Raw genomic sequence first — 21,023 nt, forward strand, 5'->3', positions numbered from 1 at the left:
GAGGCGGAGGCCCGCCGGGAGATCACCGACTGCGCCGAGCGGCTCCGGCGGCTCACCGGCTCCATCGGCACCTGGTTCCGCCCCTCGCGCGCCCCGGCCGCCTCCCCGCTCGTCACCCGGCTGGCCCGCGCCGCCGGCTACCCGCACGTGCTGTCGTACGACGTCGACTCGCTCGACCACACCCGCCCCGGCGCCGCCGCCGTCACCCGCGAGGTCCTCGCCGGCGTGCGGGGCGGATCGGTGGTGAGCCTGCACTTCGGATATCCGGACACCGTCGCCGCCCTCCCCGACGTCCTGACCGAACTCGGCCGCCGCGGACTGCGCGCGGTCACCACCACGGAGCTGCTGAGCTGATGCGAACCACGAAAGCCGCCCGCCTGCTGGCCGCCGGCGCCGCCGCCACCGCCCTGACCCTGCTCTCCGCGTGCGGCGGCGGGAGCCGGGAGCCCGCGGGCGAGGCCCCCGCCACCACGGCGCCGGCCCGGCCGCAGGTGAAGAAGCCGCAGGTGAACGTGTTGCCCGGGATGCCGCCGGTCGAGGACCCGGCCGACCTGTACGCCGCCGACCGGCCGAACCGCCTCTCGCCCGTGGTCCGGGACTTCCCCTCCCGGGTGTACGTCCCGAACACCAACTCCGACACCGTCACCGTCATCGACCCCGCGACCTACCGGGTCGTGGAGACCATCCCGGTCGGCGACCAGCCCCAGCACGTCGTACCGTCCTGGGACCTGAAGACCCTCTGGGTCAACAACGACCTCGGCAACAGCCTCACCCCGATCGACCCGCGGACCGGCCGGGCCGGAAAACCGGTCGACGTGCACGACCCGTACAACCTCTACTTCACGCCCGACGGCAAGTACGCCGTCGTCATGGCCTCCATGGACCGCCAGCTGGTCTTCCGGGACGCGCACACCATGAAGGTCGTCAAGGCCGTCCCGGTCAGCTGCTACGGCGTCAACCACGCCGACTTCTCCCGCGACGGCCGCTACTTCATCGTCTCCTGCGAGTTCAGCGGCGAGATCCTCAAGGTCGACACGGCGCGGATGAAGGTCGTCGGGCAGGAGAAGCTGCCGCTGCGCGGCGCGATGCCGCAGGACGTCAAGATCTCCCCGGACGGCAAGCTGTTCTACATCGCGGACATGATGGCCCACGGCGTGTGGATCCTGGACGGCGAGAAGTTCACCCGCCCCCGCCTGCTGCCCACCGGCAAGGGCGCCCACGGCCTCTACATCAGCCGCGACTCCCGCGAGATGTACATCTCCAACCGCGGTGAGGGCTCCGTCTCCGTCTTCGACTTCCCGCAGAACCGGCTCACCAAGAAGTGGCACCTGCCCGGCGGCGGCAGCCCCGACATGGGCGGGGTCTCCGCCGACGGCAAGGTTCTGTGGCTGTCCGGCCGCTACAACGCCGAGGTGTACGCCATCGACACCCGCACCGGCGCCGAACTGGCCCGCATCAAGGTCGGCAGCGGCCCGCACGGCCTCGCCGTCTACCCCCAGCCCGGCCGCTACTCACTGGGGCACACCGGCATCTTCCGCTGAAGCAGCAGCTCCGCGCCGACCGCGCGGTAGCCGGCCGCCTGGAACGCCCGTACGCTGCGGGCGTTCCCCGGCGCGACCTGGGCCCACAGCGGCTCGGTGACCAGGTGCCGGGCGGCCGTCACCAGCAGCCGCCCGAGCCCCCGCCGCCGGGCCTGCTCGTCCACCTCGACCGACACCTCCAGCCGCCCGGCGACCCCACGCCCCATGACCAGCACCCCGCCGTCGGCGGCCCAGGCCCGCACCCCGTCCCGGCGCCCGTGGGCGTAGGCGATCCGGGGGTGGGCGGGGTCCTCGATCTCGCGCAGCGCGAGCGACGGCGCGCCCGGCAGCGGATCGCCCACCAGCACCGCGTCCACGGTCTCGGTCCGGCGTCCCGTCCGGTCCAGCAGGGCGGTCAGGAAACGCGGGTTCATCGTGGCCGCGAGAGGGTCGCAGTCCGTCGCGCGCAGGGTCTCGTACACCCACGCCGGGTCCTCGTCGGTGAAGACCACCGAGTGCGCGGTGAAGGACATCACCCCGGCGTCCCGGGGCGAGGGCTGCGGTACGACCGTCGTACCACCGTCCGGCGGCGGGAAGACACCGGCCGCCGCCGCGTCGAGAATGTCCCGCAAGGTCTCCACGGCCCGCTCCTCGCGTCTGCGCTGTTGAGTCTCCACCCACTGGAAGGCCCAGACTCCCAGACATGATCGACGACGGCACCGGACTTCTCACCATCGGCGAACTGGCCCGGGCCACCGGACTGTCCGTGCGCACCATCCGCTACTGGTCCGACGAGGGCGTGCTCACCCCGGTGACCCGGTCGGCCGGCGGCTACCGGCTCTACGACGCCGGCGGCGTCGCCCGCCTGGAGCTGATCCGCACCCTGCGCGAGCTGGGCCTCGGCCTGGAGGACGTCCGCGAGGTGCTGGCCGGCGAGCGGACCGTGGCTCAGGTCGCGGCGGCGCACGTGGCGGCGCTGGACGCGCAGATCCGGTCGCTGCGGGTGACCCGTGCGGTGCTGTCGACCGTGGCTCGACGCGGGGCGACCGCTGAGGAGATGACACTCGTGAACAAGCTGGCGCGACTGTCCGCCGCCGAACGGCAGCGGATCATGGAGGAGTTCACGGCGGAGACGCTGGACGGGCTCGACACCGTGGATCCGGACATCCAGGAGCGGATCCGGCGCACCGCCGTCCACCTGGCGGAGGATCCCACGCCCGAGGAGGTCGACGCCTGGGTGGAGCTGGCCGAGATGCTCCAGGACCCCGGTTTCCGGGCGCAGATGCGCCGGGCCGTCGAGTTCAACGCGGCCGACCGGCGGCCCGGCGACCCGGGCGGGCGGTCGATGTGGTTCGCCCAGCGGCTCGTGGAGCTGGTGGGACCGGCCCGTGCCCGCGGCGTCGACCCCACGGAGGAGGGGGCGCAGGAGGTGCTGGACGAACTGTTCGGCGACGCCGACCGGGCCGAGGTCCTGGAACGCATGACGGCCGGCTTCGACGAGCGGGTGGCCCGCTACCGCCACCTGCTCAGCGTGGTGAACCGGCAGCCCGCGCCCCCGCACGCCGAGGACTTCGCCTGGGTGGTCACTGCACTCCGGGCGCGAGCGGGCCGTTAATCTGACCAGCGTCAGTACGCCAGTACGGCATGAGAAACACGAACAAAAGGGGCGGATCGGTGGCGGACATCGAGGAAGCACGCAAGCAGTTCCAGCGGATCGACGCGGACGGTGACGGACTCATCACCGCAGCGGAGTTCAAGTCCGCCCTGGCGCAGGCAGGTGACTGGAACGTCACCGAGACGGTCGCGGAGGCCATCATCGGCAGCCGTGACCTCAACGGCGACAAGGTGCTGTCGTTCGACGAGTTCTGGACCTACCTGAACAAGTGAGCCGACGGCGGCAGGGGGTGCCCGTCCCGAGCGGACCGGGCACCCCCTTCGTCATGCCGTCATGGCGACCGCCGGACCCGCACGCTCCAGCGGCCCTCGTGTCGCTCCAGCGCGAGCGGCAGGCCGAAGCACGCGCCGACCCGGTCGGCGGTGAGGACGGACGCCACCGGACCGGAGGCCAGCACCCGTCCCGCGCGCAGCAGCACCGCGTGCGTGGTGCCCGCCGGCAACTCCTCCAGGTGATGGGTGACCAGCACCGTCGCCAGCCCGGGATGCGACACCCGCAGCTCCTCCAGGGCCTCGAGGAGCCGCTCCCGGCCGGGCAGGTCCAGGCCGGTCGCCGGCTCGTCCAGGAGCAGCAGCCGCGGCTCGGGCATCAGCGCCCGCGCGATCAGCGTCCGGCCGCGCTGCCCCTGCGAGAGCGTCGGCCACCGGGCGTCCCGCAGCGCGCCGAGCCCCAGCGTGGCCAGCAGCGCGTCGGCCCGCTCCGCCTGCCCGGGGGTGGGCCGCCACCGGGGGACCGGCTCCACCGAGTTCGTCGCCCCGGTCAGCACCACGTCCCGTACCCGCAGCGGCGAGGTGAGCGGATGGCGCGGGTCCACGTGCCCGACGTGCGCGCGCAGCTCGCGCAGGTCCACCCGGCCCAGCCGGTGTCCGAGCACCTCCACCGTGCCCCGCGTCGGATGGACCACCGCGCCGAGCAGCCCGAGCAGCGTGGACTTGCCCGCGCCGTTCGCCCCCAGCAACGCCCAGTGCTCACCGGCCCGGACGGTCAGCGAGACGTCGTGCAGGAGGGTCCGCCCGTCCCGGACGACCCGCACGCCCTCGGCGCGCAGCACCTCCGGCGCTGCCTCCGGCGCCGTCACCTCCGTCGCCGTCGTCACCGCCCGTGTCATCGCACCGCCCGGTTCACCGCCGACAGGACCGCGTGCACGGCGGCCGACGGGCCCGTCCCCGCGCCCCAGGCCGTGACGCCGCCCACCCGGCACTCGGCGAAGGCCGCCGTGCCGTCCTCCGTGAAGTCCAGCACCTCCACCGGGACACCGGCGCCGGCCAGCGCGTCGACGAACGCGGTCGGCACGCCGGCGCCCGTGCCCTCGTAGTCGCCGACGCGGTCGCCGGCCTCCAGCGTGCACACGAACCGGTGCACACCGGGGGACGGTTCGTGCGCGGACCAGGCGTGCAGCCGTACGGCACCCTCCGTCAGGTAGGTCGCCCGGAACAGCTCGTACAGCTCCTTCGGCGTCGCCTCCCGTCCGCTGTCGTCGGTCGCCGCCTGTACGACCCGCGCGAAATCGGGCCGCATGCGCGGCGGCAGGTCGATGCCGTGGTGGGTGCGCAGCAGATACGCCACCCCGCCCTTGCCCGACTGGGAGTTGACGCGGATCACGGCCTCGTACGACCGCCCCACGTCCGCCGGGTCGATCGGCAGATACGGCACCGCCCAGGGCGCCGCGCTCTCCGGGACCCCCAGCTCCGCCGCCCGGCGTGCGTGCCGGGCGAGCCCCTTGCCGATCGCGTCCTGGTGCGTGCCGGAGAACGCCGTGTACACCAGGTCGCCCGCGTAGGGGTGGCGCGGGTGCACGGGCAGCCGGTTGCAGTGCTCCACCGTCTCCCGTACGGCGTCGAGGTCGCCGAGGTCCACCATCGGGTCCACGCCTTGGGCGTACAGGTTGAGGGCGAGGGTCACCAGGTCGACGTTGCCGGTACGCTCGCCGTTGCCGAACAGGCACCCCTCCACCCGCTGGGCCCCGGCCAGCACGGCGAGTTCGGCGCAGGCGACCCCCGTGCCGCGGTCGTTGTGCGGGTGCACCGACAGGATCACGGAGTCCCGGCGGGAGAGGTTCCGGTGCACGTACTCGATCTGGTCGGCGTAGACGTTCGGGGTGGCGATCTCGACCGTGGCGGGGAGGTTGTGGGTGACCGGGCGGTCCGGGCTCGCGTCCCACAGCCGCGTCAGGCCGTCGCAGAGCTCCAGCACGAAGTCCGGCTCGGTGAGGTTGAAGGTCTCCGGCGAGAACTGGAAGCGGATCCCGGGCGCGTCCCCCGCCCGCCGGGCCATGTGCTCCGCCGCCTCCCGCACGGTCCGCCGCACCTCGGCCCGGCTCCGGCCGAGCACCACCTCCCGCCACACCGGCGAGGTGGCGATGTACAGGTGGACCACGGCCCGCGGCAGGCCCTCGATCGCGTCGAAGGTCCGGTCGATCAGGTCGGCGCGGGCGGGCGTGAAGACGACGGGGGTCACGTCGTCCGGCACCGCCCCGCCGCCCGCCAGGTGCCGTACGAAGTCGAAGTCGGCGCGGCTCGCGGAGGGGTAGCCGACCTCGATCTCCTTGAAGCCCACGGCCGTCAGCAGGTCGAAGAAGCGGCGCTTGCGGGGCGTGTCCATCGGCTCGGCGAGCGCCTGGTTGCCGTCGCGCAGGTCGACCGGGACCCACAGGGGGGCGCGCTCGATGCGGGCGGAGGGCCAGCCGCGGTGGCCGGCGGGGACGTGCACCCGCTCCTGGAAGGGGCGGTAGCGGTGGTACGGCATCCCGCTGGGCCGTTGCGGGTTCCAGACGGGTGTGGTGGTGGTCATCGTCGGCTGCCTCTCGGCTCGGTCGGACGGTGACCGGCAGCGCGAGGCCCCGCGGCGGGGCGCCGGTCGCGTCAGACCCCGCCGCGGCAGCCGAGGAGAAGCAGACCGCCGAGCGTCATGCCGGGTACGCTAGCCAGTGTTCAGCTCCTCAGACAAGTCGAATCCGCAGACTCCTCAGACAAGTTGGTGACCTCGATGCCGCTCGGTGCCCTCCGTCCCAGCCCGCTGGTCGAACAGGCCGCGCAGCGCCTCCGGGAGCAGATCACCGCCGGCCACTGGCCCGTCGGGACCAAGCTGCCCGGCGAGACCACCCTCGCCAAGGAACTCGGCGTCGGCCGCTCCACCGTCCGCGAGGCCCTGCGCGCGCTGGCCGGCGCCGGGCTGGTCCGGCCCCGGCACGGCGCCGGCGTCTTCGTCATCGCCGCCGAGCCCGTCGAGGACTGGCCCGCCCGGCTGCGCCGGGCCGCGGTCACCGACGTCTACGAGGTCCGCATGGGCGTCGAGGTGCAGGCGGCCCGGCTGGCCGCGCAGCGCCGTACCCCCGATGACATCACGGCGCTGCGGGCCGCGCTGGAGGGCCGCCGCACGGCCGCCGCACACGGCGACGCGGACTTCGTGGAGGCCGACATCGCCCTGCACGCGGCCGTGGTCGCCGCCGCGCACAACCCCGTCCTCGCCGACCTGTTCGCCGAGTTCGTCCCCGTGCTGCGCGCGGGCCTGGTGACCCTGCTGGACCTCACCGGGCTGCGCCGCAAGGACCCGGACACCGGCGACGGCAGCCACGCCGCCCTGGTCCACGCCGTCGCCGAGGGCGACGCGGAGCGGGCGGCGGCCGTCCTGCGGGCGGAGCTGGAGCAGACGCTGGAGCTGCTGCGCGGACGGGGCTGACGGCCCCGGCGGGCGGGACGCGGGATCAGCAGTCCAGGTAGGCGTCGTGGATCCAGACGCCGGTGCGTCCGCCCGCGATGTCGCCCATCACCCAGCTCCCCTCGTAGGAGCGGACGTTGAACTGCTGCCCCCGGTTCACCTGGCCCAGCACCTGGTACTGCGTGCCGGGGCCGCCGCGGAAGTTGACCCCGTTGTCGTTGACCGTGCAGACGAGGGCCCGGTGCTGCGCGGCCGCCACGGGAGCGGTGCGCGGCGCGGCCTGCGCGGCGGGGCCGGCGGTCACGGCGGTCAGGGTGACGCCGCTGATCAGGAGGGCCGCGGCGAGCATCGACTTGTTCATGGTTCCTCTTTCCGGTCGTCTTTTCGGATTCCGACGGAATTCCGGCCGCCGCAGGTCCTTTCGGTTTTCGGCGGCTTTTCGGTTCCCGGCGGTCTTCCGGTCGCTTTCGGGCCCCCGGTGCGGGACCCGACGCTCCGTTTGTAGCCGCTAATCTGTTGTTCACGATCGGCCGTCGAGGCTGAACAAACGCATGCCGAACAATGCGCTGCGGTGGGGGAGGTGCGTGGGGCGTGCCACGGGGAGAGCGTCCGCTGGACCCGGAAGGCGGTCCGGTGGCCGAGTTCGCCGCGCGACTGCGGAAACTCCGCGACGAAGCCGGCCGTCCGACCTACCGGGAGCTCGCCCGGCGGGCCCACTACTCGATCGCCACGCTCTCCGGGGCGGCGGCGGGACACCAGTTGCCCACCCTGGCCGTCACCCTCGCCTACGTCCGTGCCTGCGGCGGTGACGAGCGGGAATGGGAGCGGATCTGGCGCGGCGCGGCGGCCCGGTGCACGGCCGGGCCGCCCGGCGCCGACGCGGAGCGGGGCGCGGACCCGGCCCCCGCCCCCTACGCCGGTCTGGTGCCTTTCCGGCAGTCCGACGCCGACACTTTCTTCGGCCGGGAGGAACTCACCGGACAACTGGTCGAACATCTGCGGGAAAAGCGATTCCTTGTGCTCTTCGGGGCGTCCGGATCGGGAAAGTCATCGGTTCTGTGCGCCGGAGTCCTGCCCCGGTTTTCCGGCACACCCGCCCTGGTCCTCACCCCCGGTCCGCATCCGCTGGAGGAATGCGCGATCCAGCTCGCGGCCCGCGCCGGGCTCGCCCCGGGATCCCTGCACGCCGAACTCGCGACGGATCCGCGCGCCCTGCACCGCGTGCTGCGGCAGATCCTGGCCGGCTCAGCCGAGCCCGCCGACGAACACCTCCTGGTCGTGGACCAGTTCGAGGAGGTGTTCACCCTGTGCCGCGACCCGGCGGAACGCGAGGCCTTCGTCGCCTCGCTGCTGCACGCCGCGCAGACCCCCGACAGCCGCTGCCGCGTCGTCCTCGCCGTACGGTCCGACTTCTACACGCACTGCACCCGGCTCCCCGGCCTCGTGGCCGCGCTGGCCGACGCGCACGTCCCCGTCGGCCCGATGACCACCGACGAACTCCGCGCGGCGATCGTCCGGCCCGCCGCCCGCGCCGGGCTGACCGTCGAGGGGGCCCTCCTCGCCACCCTCGTCGCCGACGCCCACGGCCGCCCCGGCGCGCTCCCGCTGCTCTCGCACGCGCTCCTGGAGACCTGGCACCGCCGCCGGGGCAACGCCCTCACCCTCGCCGGGTTCCAGGCGGCGGGCGGCTTCGAGGGCGCCCTCGCCCAGACCGCCGAGGCCTTCCACGCCGGCCTGAGCGAGACCCAGCGCCACCTGACCCGGCGGCTCTTCCTGCGCCTCGTCGCCCTGGGAGAGGGCACCGAGGACACCAAGCGCCGCGTCCCGCGCCACGAACTGGACGACACCGCGGACACCGCGCACGTCCTCGAAGCGGCCACCCGGGCCCGGCTGCTCACCGTCGACCGGGATCATGTCGAGATCACCCACGAGGCCCTGATCCGCTGCTGGCCCCGGCTCGGCACCTGGCTCGGCGAGGACCGGGACCAGCTGCGCCTGCACCGCGCGCTCACCGAGGCCACCGCCGTCTGGGAGTCCCTGGACCACGACCCGGACACCCTCTACCGCGGCGTGCGCCTGGCCGCCGTGAAGGACATCCCGCGGGACGCGCTGACCGCCCGGGAACGCGCCTTCCGCGACGCCAGCGAGAGCGCGGAGAAGGCGGCGGCGCTGCGCGTGCGCCGCCAGGTCCGCCGGCTGCGCCGGCTGGTCGGGGCCCTCGTAGTGCTGCTCGTCTGCGTGGCGACCGCCGTCGGCTTCGCCGTGCGCTCCCAGCGCATCGTCACCGCCCAGCGCAACCACGCCCTCGCCCTCAAGGCCGTGGACGCCTCGGCCGCGCTGCGCGCCCGCGACCCCTCGCTGGCCACCCAGCTGGCGCTCGCCGCGCACCGGCTGGAGCCGACCGAGACCACCCGCGACGGCCTGCTCAGCGTGCTGCCGCGCACCCTGGACCAGCACGTGCACGCCCTGGCCGTCAGCCCCGACGGCCGCACCCTGGCCGCGGCACGCGACGACGGCGCCCTGCGGCTGTGGAACCTGGCGGATCCGCAGCACCCAGCCGAGCTGGGCAGCCTCCGCGGGCACCCCGACAGCACCTTCACGCTGGCCTTCGGACCCCGGGGCGACACCCTGGCGGGCGTCGGCCGGGACCGCGCCCTGCGGGTCTGGAACGTCTCCGACCCCCGCCGTCCCCGCCTGCTGTCGAGCGTCCCGACGCACCACACCGACCTGATCTTCTCGGTGGCCGTCAGCAGGGACGGCCGGACCGCCGCCACCGGCAGCTACGACCGCACCGTCCGGCTGTGGAACCTGAGCGACCCGGCCCGCCCCCGCTTCCTGAGCGCCCTGACCGGCCACGCCCTCAACGTCAAACCGGTCGTGTTCAGCCCCGTCGGCGCCGTGCTGGCCTCCGGCTCCGACGACCGCACCGTCCGCCTGTGGGACGTGACCGATCCCCGCCGCGCCACCACGACCGCCGTCCTCGAAGGCCACCGGGACTTCGTCGACGCCCTCGCCTGGAGCAGGGACGGCCGCACCCTGCTGACCGGCAGCGACGACCGCACGGCCCGCCTGTGGGACGTCACCGACCCCGCGCACCCCCGCCCACGGGGCCGGCTCGACGGCCACACCGGCATGATCAGCTCGGTCGAGTTCGCCCCCGACGGCCGTACGCCCCTCACGGCCGGCCTGGACGGCACGGTGCGGGTGTGGGAGGCCGGCCGCCCGCGCCCCGTCCAGCGGGCCGCGCTGACCGGTGTGTCGGGAGGGCTCGCGACCGTGCTCCCGCTCGCTTCACCCGGCACGATCGTCACGCTGAGCAACGACGCCACCGTCGAGATCTGGCACACCGACCTGCCCTGGGCGCTCGCCCACGCCTGCGCGCGGGTCCGGGACCCCCTCAGCCGCGCCCAGTGGTCCCGGCACTTCCCCGGCCTCGACTACCGCCCGCCGTGCGGCCGGGCCTGACGCGTCCCCCGCGCGCACCGGAACGAGCGGGGCATGGCTCCGAGCTCGCCGGTCGCCCGTCCGGCGGCAGTGCGGAATAGCCCGGGACCGCGTGCGGTTGACCCCGACGACAGAAGCATGCACGTGCATGAATCATCCGGAAGGTCAGCCATGAAGATCGGCATCATCGGCGCGGGGAACATCGGCGGCAACCTCACCCGGCGGCTCACCGCCCTCGGCCACGACGTCTCCGTCGCCAACTCCCGCGGCCCCGAGACGCTCCGGGAACTGGCCGAGGAGACCGGCGCCACCCCGGTCCGGGCGGAGGACGCGGCCAAGGGCGCCCAGGTCGTGGTCGTCACCGTCCCGCTGAAGGCGGTCCCCGACCTCCCCGCCGGACTGCTCGACGGCGCGGCCGAGGGCGTCGCGGTGATCGACACCGGCAACTACTACCCGCGCGAGCGCGACGGCCGGATCGCGGCCATCGAGGACGAGGGCCTCACCGAGAGCCGGTGGACCGAGCAGCACCTCGGCCACCCGGTGATCAAGGCCTTCAACGGCACCTATGCCCAGGACATCCTGGACCGCCCCCGCCCCGCGGGCGACCCGGACCGCATGGCCCTGCCCGTCGCCGGCGACGACGAGGCGGCCAAGCGCACCGTCCGCGCCCTGATCGACGAACTCGGCTTCGACACGGTGGACGCCGGCTCGATCGCCGAGTCCTGGCGCCAGCAGCCCGGCACCCCGGTCTACGGCCTGCGCGCCGGCACGGCCGCCGTGGAGAAGGCGCTGGCGGAGGCCTCCCCGGAACGCCCGGCGGACTTCCGGGGCTGACGCTCCCGCCCGGCCCCTACGGCGTGGCCCAGTCGCGCAGGTCGTCCTTATCGGCGAACTTCGCCACGTTCTTGTCGTGGGGCTCGCTGGTGTACTGGTGGAACCGCCACTTGGCCTTGATGCGCGGCTTGCCCGCGGTGACGTAGTCGGCGATCCACAGCCCGTCTCCGGCGTAGGAGGTGGTGTCGACGTTCAGCCAGAAGTGGCGGTTGCAGTACAGCACGACCCGGTTGTGGGGTCTCAGCTCCTTGAGCTTGCGGATGAAGCGGTCCTTCTCCGCGTTGCTCGCGTGGTTGCCGTCGCCGGTGGTCTCCCAGTCGACGGCGAGGAGATCGCCGCGGCGGTCCGGGGCATGGCGGAGGAAGTACTCGGCCTGGGCGGTCAGGTTGCCCGGCCACAGGAAGTGGTAGAAGCCGACGACCAGGCCCGCGTCGCGGGCGCGCTTGGTCTGGGCCGCCAGTTTCGGATTGACGTACGAGCGGCCCTCCGTCGCCTTGACGAAGACGAAGGAGAGGCCGTCCGTCGGATAGGAGGAGGACTGGTAGGCGCTCACGTCGATGCCATGCAGCATGTGAAGGTTGTCCCCCGTGAGCCGCCGTCCGGAACCTCAGCCGCGCGGGGTCACCGAACTCAGCACCGACGCCGGTTTCGCCGCCCAGTCGGAGGTGATCAGACTCGCGTGGTGCTTCGCCAACAGGGCGAGCCGGGCCGCGACTTCGGCGTCCGTCGGGTTGGTGGAGGAGATCGCCGGTGAGACGTTGTGGGCGTCCGTGGTGATCAGCACGTAGTGGTTCGAGGAGTAGAACGAGGTGTCGTAGCCGTTGTTCACGTAGGTGGCCGCGTCACCGTCGAAGAACACGAACCAGGGTCGGATCGAGGCGTCGTAACGGCTGGTGCGCGGGTCGCCGTTCGCGGCGCCCAGGACGGCCGGGAAGGCCTGGGCGGCGGAGATGCGGCCGGCCGCGGCGAGGTCCCGCAGATGGTCGCCGTACTCCTCGTCCGTCCAGTAGCTGTCGAACGGGTTGGCCTGCTCCACCGTGCCCGGGATCAGGTCGAAGAGGAACTTGCCCCGGAGGGAGTCCCGGGTGGGCCACGCGTCGGCCTTCGCCGCCGCGTCCAGCGTGCTGTACGTCCCGCCGAGCAGGTCGGCAGGCCGGTAGACACTGCCGCCCAGCTTCTGCGCCACCAGCGTGTCGAACTCGTCCGGCCCGAGCCCCGCCCTGTCGTTGAAGCCGACCTTCAGCTCGACCTTGACGACGATCGGCGGGTGGTCGGGGTGCAGCTGGTTCCAGGCGGCCATGTTGTCCAGGCAGCTGCCGAGGTCCTGGTTGCGGCTCTTGCTGTACAGCTCGCCCGGGGTCTTCGCCGCCTCGCAGTTGTTGTCGTTGCCCAGCGGGTTGCTGTGGCTGACCCGCCAGCGGCGGCTGAGGGTGTCGGCGTAGACATCCAGCTCCAGCAGCGAGGCCCCGGAGTCCAACGCCTGGGCGAAGTAGGTGTACTTCGTCTTCTCGTACGCGTTGTGCGTGCCGATGGCCGTCGTACCGGAGAACTTCGGCTCGGCCGCCCGGGCGTTGCCCGGCAGCACCGCCAGCAGAGCGGCGGCGCCCACGAGCGCCGCCAGCCGTCTCATTCCACGCATGTGCGCCAACTTCCATAATCACTAGATGAGTTGGCGGCAGCGTAGATCCGTGCAGTGAGCACGCGGTAGCCCCACGGGAAACATCCGCCTCGGCCGGGCGGCGCCTTCGGGGGTTCCGGCTCAGTCCACCAGGCCCAGGCGGGCGGCGGTCACGCCCGCCTCGAACCGGCTGGAGGTGCCGAGCTTCTCCATGATCTGGTTCATCAGGCGGCGCAGGGTGCGGTCGGAACAGGCCAGCCGGCGGGCGATGGTCTCGTCCTTGGCCCCCGTGGCCAGCAGCGCCAGCACCTCCCGTTCCTGCGCGGTCAGTTCGCAGCCGGCGCCGCCGCGTCCGGCGTGCCGGTCGGTGTGCGGCCGGGCGAGGTCCCAGGCGTGGGTGAAGATCCGCACGAAGCAGCGTGCGACGGGCGTGCTGTGCAGGATGACGTCGCCGCCCTCGCCCTGCGGCCCCGGCCCCGCCCCGAGGACGACGATCGCGCGGTCCACGATGTTCATGTGCAGCGGCACCGTCGCGGCGACCCGCACCTCGGCGCCGGCGTCGGTGAGCGCGTGCAGATAGCGGGCCGGCGCGGGCGAGCGCAGGGCTTGCTGCGAGGTCAGCACGCGCATCCGGACCCCGTTCGCCACCATCTCCAGGTCCCTGACGAGGCTGGCCTCCAGGACCTGCGCCTCGGGGAAGGAGTTGCGCATCGCCAGGAACTCCTCGCGGCTGAGCGCGTCCAGCTCCGCCAGCCGCTCGCGGGTGTGCGCGCGGTCCGTGAAGTACTCCGTCTCCACGGCCTCCCGGGCGTCGAGCCGCGGGACCGCCAGCAGCGACAGGACGTCCTCGATGGCCCGGGCGTCCCGGCTGAGTCCCTCGACCGTCTCGCGCAGGCGGCGCCGGTGCTCCGAGGCGATGCGGCGCAGGGCGCGTTCCGGCGGGGTGAGCCGCTCACCGTCCGGGTCCAGCAGCCGCCTCTCCGCCAGCCACCGCGTCAGCTCGGCGGAGAGGCCGCCGAGTTCCTCCTTCTCGGCGGCGTCCCTCGCTCCCGACCGCGCGATCCGCTCCACCAGGGCCACGTAGGCCGCTTTCGCCTCGGAGTCCGTGGACTGCCCGCCCTGCGGAGGGTTCTGCGCCGCCTGCATGCGCGCACGATACGGGCGCCCCGCGCGGGAGGCCAGTCAGCCCGCGCGGGCCCGCGGACCTGGCCAGGAGCGGACGTGCCGGTTTCGGCCAGGGGCGGTGCGGACCGCCCTGCCGTTACCCTCATGGCCGCCCGCCCTGCCCCTCGGGGCCCCGGCGCACCTCCCCTGCCGCCGGCACCGGCGACTGCCGGGAGGGCGGGCGCACGTTCCTGATCCGGTCGGTCTCGCACACCGATGCTTGACACGGCATTGGCATGCGCATGCTCATCAGGGGGTGAAGCGGCACGGCCCACCCAGGCCCGACGCCCACCTCCCGTTTCCTCCACCCCACAAGGAGACAAGGTGCTACGACTACGAAGACTCTCCCTGGCAGGCCTCGCGCTGGCCACGGCCGCCGCCGGCCTCGCGGTACTGCCCGCGGGCGCCGAAGCGGCCTCCGCGGACCGCCACCCGGCGGCGGCCTCCGCCCCCGCCCTGGCCGCGGCGGCTCCCGACATCGACGTCACCAGGGTGCAGGCGCACCTCACCGAATTCAACGCGATAGCCACCCGCAACGGCGGCAACCGCAGGTCGACCGGCCAGGGCTACCGCGACTCGGTCGCCTACGTGAAGGGCAAGCTCCAGTCGGCCGGCTACACCGTCACCGAGCAGCCCTGCACCTCCGGTTGCACCAGCGGCGCCGGACCCAACCTGATCGCCGAGTGGCCCCACGGCGACGCGTCGAAGGTGTACATGTTCGGCGCCCACCTGGACGGCGTCTCCGCCGGGCCCGGCATCAACGACAACGGCTCCGGCAGCGCGACCCTGCTGGAGGTCGCGCTGAAACTCGCCGAGACCCGCCCCTCGATGGGCGCGCGGGTCCGCTTCGGCTGGTGGACGGACGAGGAGCAGGGCCTCAACGGCTCGGAGTTCTACGTCCGTTCCCTCACCTCCGCCCAGCGCACCGCGATCAAGGCGTACTACAACTTCGACATGGTCGCCTCGCCCAACGGCGGCTACTTCATCAACCACATCACCTCGGCCGCCGCCGCGCCGATGAAGGCGTACTGGGACTCGCTGAACCTCCAGCCCGAGGAGAACACCGAGGGCGCGGGCCGCTCCGACGACTACTCCTTCGAGAACTACGGCATCCCGACCTCCGGCTACGCCATGGGCGCGAGCGCCCGCAAGACCTCGGCGCAGGCGGCCAAGTGGGGCGGCACGGCGGGCGCCGCCTACGACGGCTGCTACCACTCCTCCTGCGACACCACCAGCAACATCAACGCCACTGGCCTGAACCGCAGCGCCGACGGCGTCGCCTACACGCTGTGGAAGCAGGCGGTCTCCGACACCACGCCGGCGAACGACTTCTCGGTCTCGGCGAGCCCCGCCACGGGCAGCACCGCCCCGGGCACCTCGCTGACCACCACCGTCGCCACGGCCACCACCAGCGGCTCGGCGCAGACGGTGAACCTGTCCGCCTCGGGCGCCCCCTCCGGCGTCACCGTCGCCTTCAGCCCGGCCTCGGTGACCTCCGGCGCCTCCGCCACGGCGACGATCACCGTCGGCTCCTCCGTGCCGCCCGGCACCTACCCCCTCACGATCACCGGCACCGGTGCCGTCACGCGCACCGCACCGTACACGCTGACCGTCAAGGGCGCGGGCGGCTGCACGGCGGCCCAGGTGATCTCCAACGGCGGGTTCGAGAACGGTACGTCGCCGTGGACGGGTGACACCGGGGCGATCGGCACCTTCAGCGGCCAGTCCGCGCACTCCGGGTCCCGGTACGCGTGGCTGGCTGGCTACGGCTACGCGGCCTCCGACACCCTCGGCCAGACCGTGACCGTGCCGGCGGGCTGCACGAAGGCCACCCTGAAGTACTGGCTGCACATCGACACCGCCGAGTCCGGCTCGACGGCGTACGACACCTTCCAGGTCAAGGTGAACGGCACCGTGAAGCAGACGTACTCCAACGGCAACGCGGCCACCGGCTACACCGAACGCACCCTGGACCTGAGCCCGTACCTGGGCCAGCAGATCACGCTGTCCTTCACCGCCACCGAGGACGCCAGCCTCCAGACCAGCTTCGTCATCGACGACGCCACCCTGACCACCGGCTGACCGCCCGGGCGACGGCGCGGGGCTAGCACTCGATGATGTTCACCGCGAGCCCGCCCCGCGCCGTCTCCTTGTACTTCACGGACATGTCCGCGCCGGTGTCCTTCATGGTCTTGATGACCTTGTCCAGGGACACCTTGTGCGAGCCGTCGCCGCGCATCGCCATCTTCGCGGCCGTGACCGCCTTCACCGCGGCCATGCCGTTGCGCTCGATGCACGGGATCTGGACCAGGCCGCCGACCGGGTCGCAGGTCAGGCCGAGGTTGTGCTCCATGCCGATCTCGGCCGCGTTCTCCACCTGCTCGGGGGAGCCGCCGAGCACCTCGGCGAGCGCGCCCGCCGCCATGGAGCAGGCCGAGCCGACCTCGCCCTGGCAGCCGACCTCGGCGCCGGAGATCGACGCGTTCTCCTTGAACAGCATGCCGATCGCGCCCGCGGCGAGCAGGAAGCGGACCACGCCGTCCTCGTCGGCGCCCGGCACGAAGTTGATGTAGTAGTGCAGCACCGCCGGGATGATGCCGGCCGCGCCGTTGGTGGGGGCCGTCACCACGCGACCGCCGGCCGCGTTCTCCTCGTTCACCGCCATCGCGTAGAGCGTGATCCACTCCATGGCGTGCGCCAGCGGATCGCCCTCGGCGCGCAGCTGGCGGGCCGAGACGGCCGCGCGGCGGCGGACCTTCAGACCGCCGGGCAGGATGCCCTCGCGGGTCATGCCGCGCTGCACGCACTCGCGCATCACCCGCCAGATCTCCAGCAGGCCCGCCCGGATCTCCTCCTCGGTGCGCCAGGCCCGCTCGTTCTCCAGCATCAGGGAGGAGATGGACAGGCCCATCTCCTTGGTGAGGCGCAGCAGCTCGTCACCCGTGCGGAACGGATACTTCAGGACCGTGTCGTCCAGCTTGATCCGGTCCGCGCCCACCGCGTCCTCGTCGACGACGAACCCGCCGCCGACCGAGTAGTACGTCTTGGAGAGCAGCTCCGTGCCGTCGGCGTCGTACGCCCACAGCGTCATCCCGTTGGCGTGGTACGGCAGGGCCTTGCGGCGGTGCAGCACGAGATCCCGGTCGAAGTCGAAGACGATCTCGTGGTCGCCCAGGAGCCGGATCCGGCCCTCGGCCTTGATCGCCTCCACGCGCGCGTCCGCCGTCTCCACGTCCACCGTGCGCGGCGAGTCACCGGCCAGGCCGAGCAGGACGGCCTTCGGGGTGCCGTGGCCGTGCCCGGTCGCGCCCAGGGAGCCGTACAGCTCCGTGCGGACGGAGGCGGTCTTCTCCAGCAGGCCTTCCTTGCGCAGGCGGCGGGCGAACATCCGCGCCGCGCGCATCGGGCCGACCGTGTGGGAGCTGGACGGGCCGATGCCGATCGAGAACAGGTCGAAGACCGAGATGGCCACGGTCACTCCTCAAGACAACAGGGGGGCGGCGGGGCACCCTCCGCGGGGTGCCCCACCGGGGACTTACTTGTTCAGACCCGGGTACAGCGGGTGCTTGTCGGCGAGCGCCTTCACGCGCGCCTTGAGGGCCTCCGCGTCGTACGACGGCTTCAGCGCCTCCGCGATCACGTCCGCGACCTCGGCGAAGTCCTCGGCCGTGAAGCCGCGGGTCGCCAGGGCCGGCGTACCGATGCGCAGACCCGAGGTGACCATCGGCGGGCGCGGGTCGTTCGGGACGGCGTTGCGGTTGACCGTGATACCGACCTCGTGCAGCCGGTCCTCGGCCTGCTGCCCGTCCAGCTCGGACGCGCGCAGGTCCACCAGGATCAGGTGCACGTCCGTGCCGCCGGACAGCACGTTCACCCCGGCCTCGCGGACGTCCGGAGCCGTCAGCCGCTCGGCGAGGATGCGGGCACCCTCCACGGTACGACGCTGGCGCTCCTTGAAGTCCTCCGAGGCCGCGACCTTGAAGGAGACCGCCTTGGCCGCGATCACGTGCTCCAGGGGGCCGCCCTGGAAGCCCGGGAAGACGGAGGAGTTCAGCTTCTTCGCGAACTCCTTCTTCGCGAGGATGATGCCGCCGCGCGGGCCGCCCAGCGTCTTGTGGGTGGTGGAGGTCACGACGTCCGCGTACTCCACCGGGTTCGCGTGCAGGCCCGCGGCGACCAGGCCCGCGAAGTGCGCCATGTCGACCCACAGGTACGCCCCGACCTCGTCGGCGATCCGGCGGAACGCGGCGAAGTCCAGCTCGCGCGGGTACGCCGACCAGCCCGCGATGATCACCTTCGGGCGGTGCTCCTTGGCGAGCTTCTCGACCTCGTCCATGTCGACCAGGCCGGTCTCGGCGTCCACGTGGTAGGCGACCACGTCGAACTGCTTGCCGGAGAAGTTCAGCCGCATCCCGTGGGTCAGGTGGCCGCCGTGCGCCAGGTCCAGGCCGAGGATGGTGTCCCCCGGCTGGGCCAGCGCGAACAGGGCCGCCTGGTTGGCGGAGGCACCGGAGTGGGGCTGCACGTTGGCGTACTCGGCGCCGAACAGCTCCTTGACCCGGTCGATGGCGATCTGCTCGGCGACGTCGACGTGCTCGCAGCCGCCGTAGTAGCGGCGGCCCGGGTAGCCCTCGGCGTACTTGTTGGTGAGGACCGAGCCCTGGGCCTCCATCACCGCGAGCGGCGCGAAGTTCTCCGAGGCGATCATCTCCAGGGTCGACTGCTGGCGGTCCAGCTCGGCGTCGACCGCGGCGGCGATCTCCGGGTCCAGCTCGTGCAGGGGCGTGTTCAGAACAGTCATACGGCTACGACTCCTCAGCCGGCGGTGAAGGCGGTGTACTCGTCGGCGGAGAGCAGCTCGGCGGGCTCCTCCGTGACGCGTACCTTGAACAGCCAGCCGCCCTCGAAGGGGGCGGAGTTCACCAGCGACGGGTCGTTGACGACGTCCTCGTTGACCTCGGTGACCTCACCGGTGACCGGCGAGTACAGGTCGGAGACCGACTTGGTGGACTCCAGCTCGCCGCAGGTCTCGCCCGCGGACACCGTGGAACCGGCCTCGGGGAGCTGGACGAAGACGACGTCACCGAGCGCGTTGGCCGCGTGCTCCGTGATGCCGACCGTCGCGACGCCGTCCTCGGCGGCCGACAGCCACTCGTGCTCCTTGCTGTAGCGCAGCTGCTGGGGGTTGCTCATGGCCTGAATTCTCCTGTACACGCGGGAGTGCTGATGACGGGGGGACTGCGAAAACCGCTGGTGAGCGGGCGAATGTGCGCAGGGTCACGTGCCGGACACGGGGCCCGGGCCCCGGGCGCGGGCGACCGTGCCCGGTCTCTACTTCTGTCGCTTGTAGAACGGCAGCGCCACGACCTGGTACGGCTCGTGGGTGCCCCGGATGTCCACGCCGACGCCCTCGGTGCCCGGCGCCGCGTGCGCCGCGTCGACGTAGGCCATGGCGATCGGCTTGCCCAGGGTGGGGGAGGGGGCACCGGAGGTGACCTCGCCGATCACCGCGCCCCCGGCGACGACCGCGTACCCGGCCCGCGGCACCCGCCGGCCCTCGGCGACCAGGCCGACCAGCACCCGCGGCGGGTTCTCCTGGGCCCGGGAGGCGGCCTGCGCGAGCGCCTCGCGGCCCACGAAGTCGCCCTCCTTCTCGAACTTCACCACGCGGCCGAGTCCGGCGTCGAACGGGGTGAGGGAGGTGGTCAGCTCGTGCCCGTACAGCGGCATGCCCGCCTCCAGGCGCAGCGTGTCCCGGCAGGACAGGCCGCACGGGACCAGACCCACGCCCTCGCCGGCCTCGGTCAGCGCCTGCCACAGTGCGACGGCGTGCTCCGGCTTCACGAACAGCTCGAAGCCGTCCTCGCCGGTGTACCCCGTACGGGCGATCAGCGCGGGGACGCCGGCGACCGTGCCGGGCAGCCCGGCGTAGTACTTCAGGCCGTCCAGATCGGCGTCCGTGAGCGACTTCAGGATCCCGGGGGACTGGGGGCCCTGCACGGCGATCAGCGCGTACGCGTCCCGGTCGTCGCGCACCTCGGCGGCGAAGCCCTCGGCCCGCTCGGTGAGCGCGTCCAGCACGACCTGGGCGTTGGAGGCGTTGGCCACGACCATGTACTCGGTCTCGGCCAGCCGGTAGACGATCAGGTCGTCCAGGATGCCGCCGTCGGCCCGGCAGATCATGGTGTAGCGGGCGCGGCCGACGCCGACGGAGGCGATGTTGCCGACCAGGGCGAAGTTCAGGAAGGCGGCGGCCTCGGCACCGGTGACCGTGATCTCGCCCATGTGGGACAGGTCGAAGAGCCCGGCCCTGGTGCGCACGGCCAGGTGCTCGTCGCGTTCGGAGCCGTAGCGCAGGGGCATGTCCCAGCCGGCGAAGTCGGTCATCGTCGCGCCCAGCGAGCGATGCACGGCATCGAGCGCGGTGTGACGCAGCTCAGCGGATTTTGTACTGCTCATCGGTCGGTCGTCTCCCAGGGCACGCAAGGACGGGCGAGGAACGTTCCTCCCCATCTGTCATCGGAACCTGAGAGGTTCGCCACGACCGCCACAGGGACGATCACGGCTTGCACCTTGGGTGGAGCCGCCCTCACGGCGGCCCGCTTTTCAGATGTGCCTCGCCCGCGCGGTAACGGGGCCTGAGAGATTCAAGGGAGGGACTTGCTCCTTCGGCGCCCCAGCGGCACAGACGTACGGCTGGGAACTCTCCCGCGCGGATTCAAACGGCCGGTATGCAGTTGGCGGGCACATCATTGCACGCCGCACCCCGGCCCGTCAGGGCCCGCTTCTGTAACCGACCTGTGGCAGGACGCGCACGCGCCGCCGACCGTTGCCCATTACCTTCCCTTTACATAGAACGGGCATGGGGATGACCGAGCCACTCGGGAGGACGATCACGGTGAACAGGACCTCGGCCTACGCCACCCACGCCGGCGTCGCGGTGCCCAAGCAGCCTTCCGCCCTGGCCCGCGGGCGCTGCGCGGACCGCCCCGCCCCGGTCGTCCGCGACCTGCGCGACCGCGCGGGCCGCAGCCCGCACGCCCTGCTCTTCGGCCCCCGCGACATCGTCGTGATCACCGGCCTGCCCGGCAGCGGCAAGTCCACCCTGATG

19 protein-coding genes, 1 pseudogene and 2 riboswitches are annotated in these 21,023 nt (G+C 72.7%); of the genes and pseudogenes, 9 read left to right on the forward strand and 11 right to left on the reverse strand.

All coding sequences use genetic code 11. The features are described 5' to 3' along the window. Both CCN44_RS03575 and CCN44_RS03580 read left to right on the forward strand, forming a co-directional pair. The coding region (locus CCN44_RS03575; RefSeq protein ID WP_143649602.1) for a polysaccharide deacetylase family protein at positions 1–354 on the forward strand (354 nt) is incomplete at its 5' end. Then, positions 354–1,541 (forward strand): YVTN family beta-propeller repeat protein, encoded by a 1,188-nt coding sequence (locus CCN44_RS03580; protein ID WP_086696824.1) that lies wholly within the window; start codon positions 354–356, stop codon positions 1,539–1,541. The genes CCN44_RS03575 and CCN44_RS03580, both read left to right, overlap by 1 nt. Here CCN44_RS03580 and CCN44_RS03585 read toward each other — a convergent pair. After that, complete coding sequence (locus tag CCN44_RS03585) at positions 1,508–2,161, reverse strand: GNAT family N-acetyltransferase (protein ID WP_086696825.1); 654 nt, start codon at positions 2,159–2,161, stop codon at positions 1,508–1,510. The two genes, CCN44_RS03580 and CCN44_RS03585, sit on opposite strands and share 34 nt — an antisense overlap. Before the next feature lie 62 nt (positions 2,162–2,223). Here CCN44_RS03585 and CCN44_RS03590 point away from each other — a divergent pair, with 62 nt between their 5' ends. Continuing rightward, positions 2,224–3,135: a MerR family transcriptional regulator gene (locus CCN44_RS03590; RefSeq protein ID WP_086696826.1), complete on the forward strand. Its 912-nt coding sequence runs from the start codon at positions 2,224–2,226 to the stop codon at positions 3,133–3,135. A 59-nt stretch (positions 3,136–3,194) separates the two neighbouring features. After that, complete coding sequence (locus CCN44_RS03595; RefSeq protein WP_059252700.1) at positions 3,195–3,407, forward strand: EF-hand domain-containing protein; 213 nt, start codon at positions 3,195–3,197, stop codon at positions 3,405–3,407. A gap of 59 nt (positions 3,408–3,466) precedes the next feature. Here the strand turns inward: CCN44_RS03595 and CCN44_RS03600 are convergent, their stop codons facing one another. Then, the gene (locus tag CCN44_RS03600; protein ID WP_086696827.1) at positions 3,467–4,303 is read right to left on the reverse strand and encodes an ABC transporter ATP-binding protein; all 837 of its coding nucleotides are present in this window, start codon (positions 4,301–4,303) and stop codon (positions 3,467–3,469) included. Next, positions 4,300–5,985 carry a 2-isopropylmalate synthase gene (locus tag CCN44_RS03605; protein WP_059252702.1) on the reverse strand — a complete coding sequence of 562 codons (1,686 nt, stop codon included), beginning with the start codon at positions 5,983–5,985 and terminating at the stop codon, positions 4,300–4,302. The genes CCN44_RS03600 and CCN44_RS03605 overlap by 4 nt, the downstream gene beginning before the upstream one ends. Before the next feature lie 195 nt (positions 5,986–6,180). On the opposite strand from CCN44_RS03605, the gene CCN44_RS03610 reads away from it, so the two are divergent. Next, entirely contained in the window at positions 6,181–6,873 is a 693-nt protein-coding gene (locus CCN44_RS03610) for a FadR/GntR family transcriptional regulator (protein WP_059252703.1), read from the forward strand. Between the two features lie 25 nt (positions 6,874–6,898). Here the strand turns inward: CCN44_RS03610 and CCN44_RS03615 are convergent, their stop codons facing one another. Further along, positions 6,899–7,213, reverse strand: a complete 315-nt coding sequence (locus tag CCN44_RS03615; RefSeq protein WP_059252704.1) for an SH3 domain-containing protein — start codon at positions 7,211–7,213, stop codon at positions 6,899–6,901. 230 nt (positions 7,214–7,443) lie between these two features. Here CCN44_RS03615 and CCN44_RS03620 point away from each other — a divergent pair, with 230 nt between their 5' ends. Together CCN44_RS03620 and CCN44_RS03625 are read left to right on the forward strand one after the other, a co-directional pair. Beyond that, entirely contained in the window at positions 7,444–10,317 is a 2,874-nt protein-coding gene (locus CCN44_RS03620) for an nSTAND1 domain-containing NTPase (protein ID WP_143649604.1), read from the forward strand. 150 nt (positions 10,318–10,467) lie between these two features. Beyond that, positions 10,468–11,130 (forward strand): NADPH-dependent F420 reductase, encoded by a 663-nt coding sequence (locus tag CCN44_RS03625; RefSeq protein ID WP_059252706.1) that lies wholly within the window; start codon positions 10,468–10,470, stop codon positions 11,128–11,130. A 16-nt stretch (positions 11,131–11,146) separates the two neighbouring features. Here the strand turns inward: CCN44_RS03625 and CCN44_RS03630 are convergent, their stop codons facing one another. From CCN44_RS03630 to CCN44_RS03640, 3 genes are all read right to left on the reverse strand, one after another. Then, positions 11,147–11,701 (reverse strand): glycoside hydrolase family 25 protein, encoded by a 555-nt coding sequence (locus tag CCN44_RS03630; protein ID WP_086696828.1) that lies wholly within the window; start codon positions 11,699–11,701, stop codon positions 11,147–11,149. 36 nt (positions 11,702–11,737) lie between these two features. Further along, on the reverse strand, positions 11,738–12,769 hold the full coding sequence (locus CCN44_RS03635; RefSeq protein WP_208639700.1) for a phosphatidylinositol-specific phospholipase C domain-containing protein: 1,032 nt from the start codon (positions 12,767–12,769) through the stop codon (positions 11,738–11,740). A 120-nt stretch (positions 12,770–12,889) separates the two neighbouring features. Beyond that, the gene (locus CCN44_RS03640; protein ID WP_086696829.1) at positions 12,890–13,894 is read right to left on the reverse strand and encodes a helix-turn-helix transcriptional regulator; all 1,005 of its coding nucleotides are present in this window, start codon (positions 13,892–13,894) and stop codon (positions 12,890–12,892) included. A 342-nt stretch (positions 13,895–14,236) separates the two neighbouring features. On the opposite strand from CCN44_RS03640, the gene CCN44_RS03645 reads away from it, so the two are divergent. Then, positions 14,237–15,994 carry a M28 family peptidase gene (locus CCN44_RS03645; protein ID WP_414820483.1) on the forward strand — a complete coding sequence of 586 codons (1,758 nt, stop codon included), beginning with the start codon at positions 14,237–14,239 and terminating at the stop codon, positions 15,992–15,994. Between the two features lie 22 nt (positions 15,995–16,016). Here CCN44_RS03645 and CCN44_RS03650 read toward each other — a convergent pair whose 3' ends face one another. From CCN44_RS03650 to gcvT, 4 genes are all read right to left on the reverse strand, one after another. Continuing rightward, positions 16,017–17,384: an L-serine ammonia-lyase gene (locus CCN44_RS03650; RefSeq protein WP_086696830.1), complete on the reverse strand. Its 1,368-nt coding sequence runs from the start codon at positions 17,382–17,384 to the stop codon at positions 16,017–16,019. Between the two features lie 63 nt (positions 17,385–17,447). Next, positions 17,448–18,713 carry a serine hydroxymethyltransferase gene (glyA, locus tag CCN44_RS03655; RefSeq protein ID WP_086696831.1) on the reverse strand — a complete coding sequence of 422 codons (1,266 nt, stop codon included), beginning with the start codon at positions 18,711–18,713 and terminating at the stop codon, positions 17,448–17,450. 14 nt (positions 18,714–18,727) lie between these two features. Then, a complete protein-coding gene (gene gcvH, locus CCN44_RS03660; protein ID WP_059252712.1) occupies positions 18,728–19,105 on the reverse strand; it encodes a glycine cleavage system protein GcvH in 378 nt (125 codons plus the stop codon). A 138-nt stretch (positions 19,106–19,243) separates the two neighbouring features. Beyond that, a complete protein-coding gene (gene gcvT, locus CCN44_RS03665; RefSeq protein WP_059252713.1) occupies positions 19,244–20,371 on the reverse strand; it encodes a glycine cleavage system aminomethyltransferase GcvT in 1,128 nt (375 codons plus the stop codon). Between the two features lie 44 nt (positions 20,372–20,415). After that, positions 20,416–20,528, reverse strand: a riboswitch (glycine riboswitch). Then, positions 20,529–20,633: riboswitch (glycine riboswitch) on the reverse strand. It lies immediately after the preceding riboswitch. Positions 20,634–20,810: 177 nt separating this feature from the next. Between gcvT and CCN44_RS03670 the strand changes: the two are divergent. After that, positions 20,811–21,023, forward strand: a pseudogene (locus CCN44_RS03670) (AAA family ATPase); the annotation flags it as partial.

It is taken from the genome of Streptomyces tricolor, assembly GCF_002155905.1.
Taxonomy (GTDB): Bacteria; Actinomycetota; Actinomycetes; order Streptomycetales; family Streptomycetaceae; genus Streptomyces; species Streptomyces tricolor.

Bases quoted from the DNA above. Each gene is read 5' to 3' on its own strand.
- CCN44_RS03580 (WP_086696824.1), top strand. From the start codon at position 354: ATGCGAACCACGAAAGCCGCCCGCCTGCTGGCCGCCGGCGCCGCCGCC.
- gcvT (WP_059252713.1), bottom strand. From the start codon at position 20,371: ATGAGCAGTACAAAATCCGCTGAGCTGCGTCACACCGCGCTCGATGCC.
- CCN44_RS03630 (WP_086696828.1), bottom strand. From the start codon at position 11,701: ATGCTGCATGGCATCGACGTGAGCGCCTACCAGTCCTCCTCCTATCCG.
- CCN44_RS03615 (WP_059252704.1), bottom strand. From the start codon at position 7,213: ATGAACAAGTCGATGCTCGCCGCGGCCCTCCTGATCAGCGGCGTCACC.
- CCN44_RS03635 (WP_208639700.1), bottom strand. From the start codon at position 12,769: ATGCGTGGAATGAGACGGCTGGCGGCGCTCGTGGGCGCCGCCGCTCTG.
- glyA (WP_086696831.1), bottom strand. From the start codon at position 18,713: ATGACTGTTCTGAACACGCCCCTGCACGAGCTGGACCCGGAGATCGCC.
- CCN44_RS03610 (WP_059252703.1), top strand. From the start codon at position 6,181: ATGCCGCTCGGTGCCCTCCGTCCCAGCCCGCTGGTCGAACAGGCCGCG.
- gcvH (WP_059252712.1), bottom strand. From the start codon at position 19,105: ATGAGCAACCCCCAGCAGCTGCGCTACAGCAAGGAGCACGAGTGGCTG.
- CCN44_RS03640 (WP_086696829.1), bottom strand. From the start codon at position 13,894: ATGCAGGCGGCGCAGAACCCTCCGCAGGGCGGGCAGTCCACGGACTCC.
- CCN44_RS03605 (WP_059252702.1), bottom strand. From the start codon at position 5,985: ATGACCACCACCACACCCGTCTGGAACCCGCAACGGCCCAGCGGGATG.
- CCN44_RS03590 (WP_086696826.1), top strand. From the start codon at position 2,224: ATGATCGACGACGGCACCGGACTTCTCACCATCGGCGAACTGGCCCGG.
- CCN44_RS03625 (WP_059252706.1), top strand. From the start codon at position 10,468: ATGAAGATCGGCATCATCGGCGCGGGGAACATCGGCGGCAACCTCACC.
- CCN44_RS03600 (WP_086696827.1), bottom strand. From the start codon at position 4,303: ATGACACGGGCGGTGACGACGGCGACGGAGGTGACGGCGCCGGAGGCA.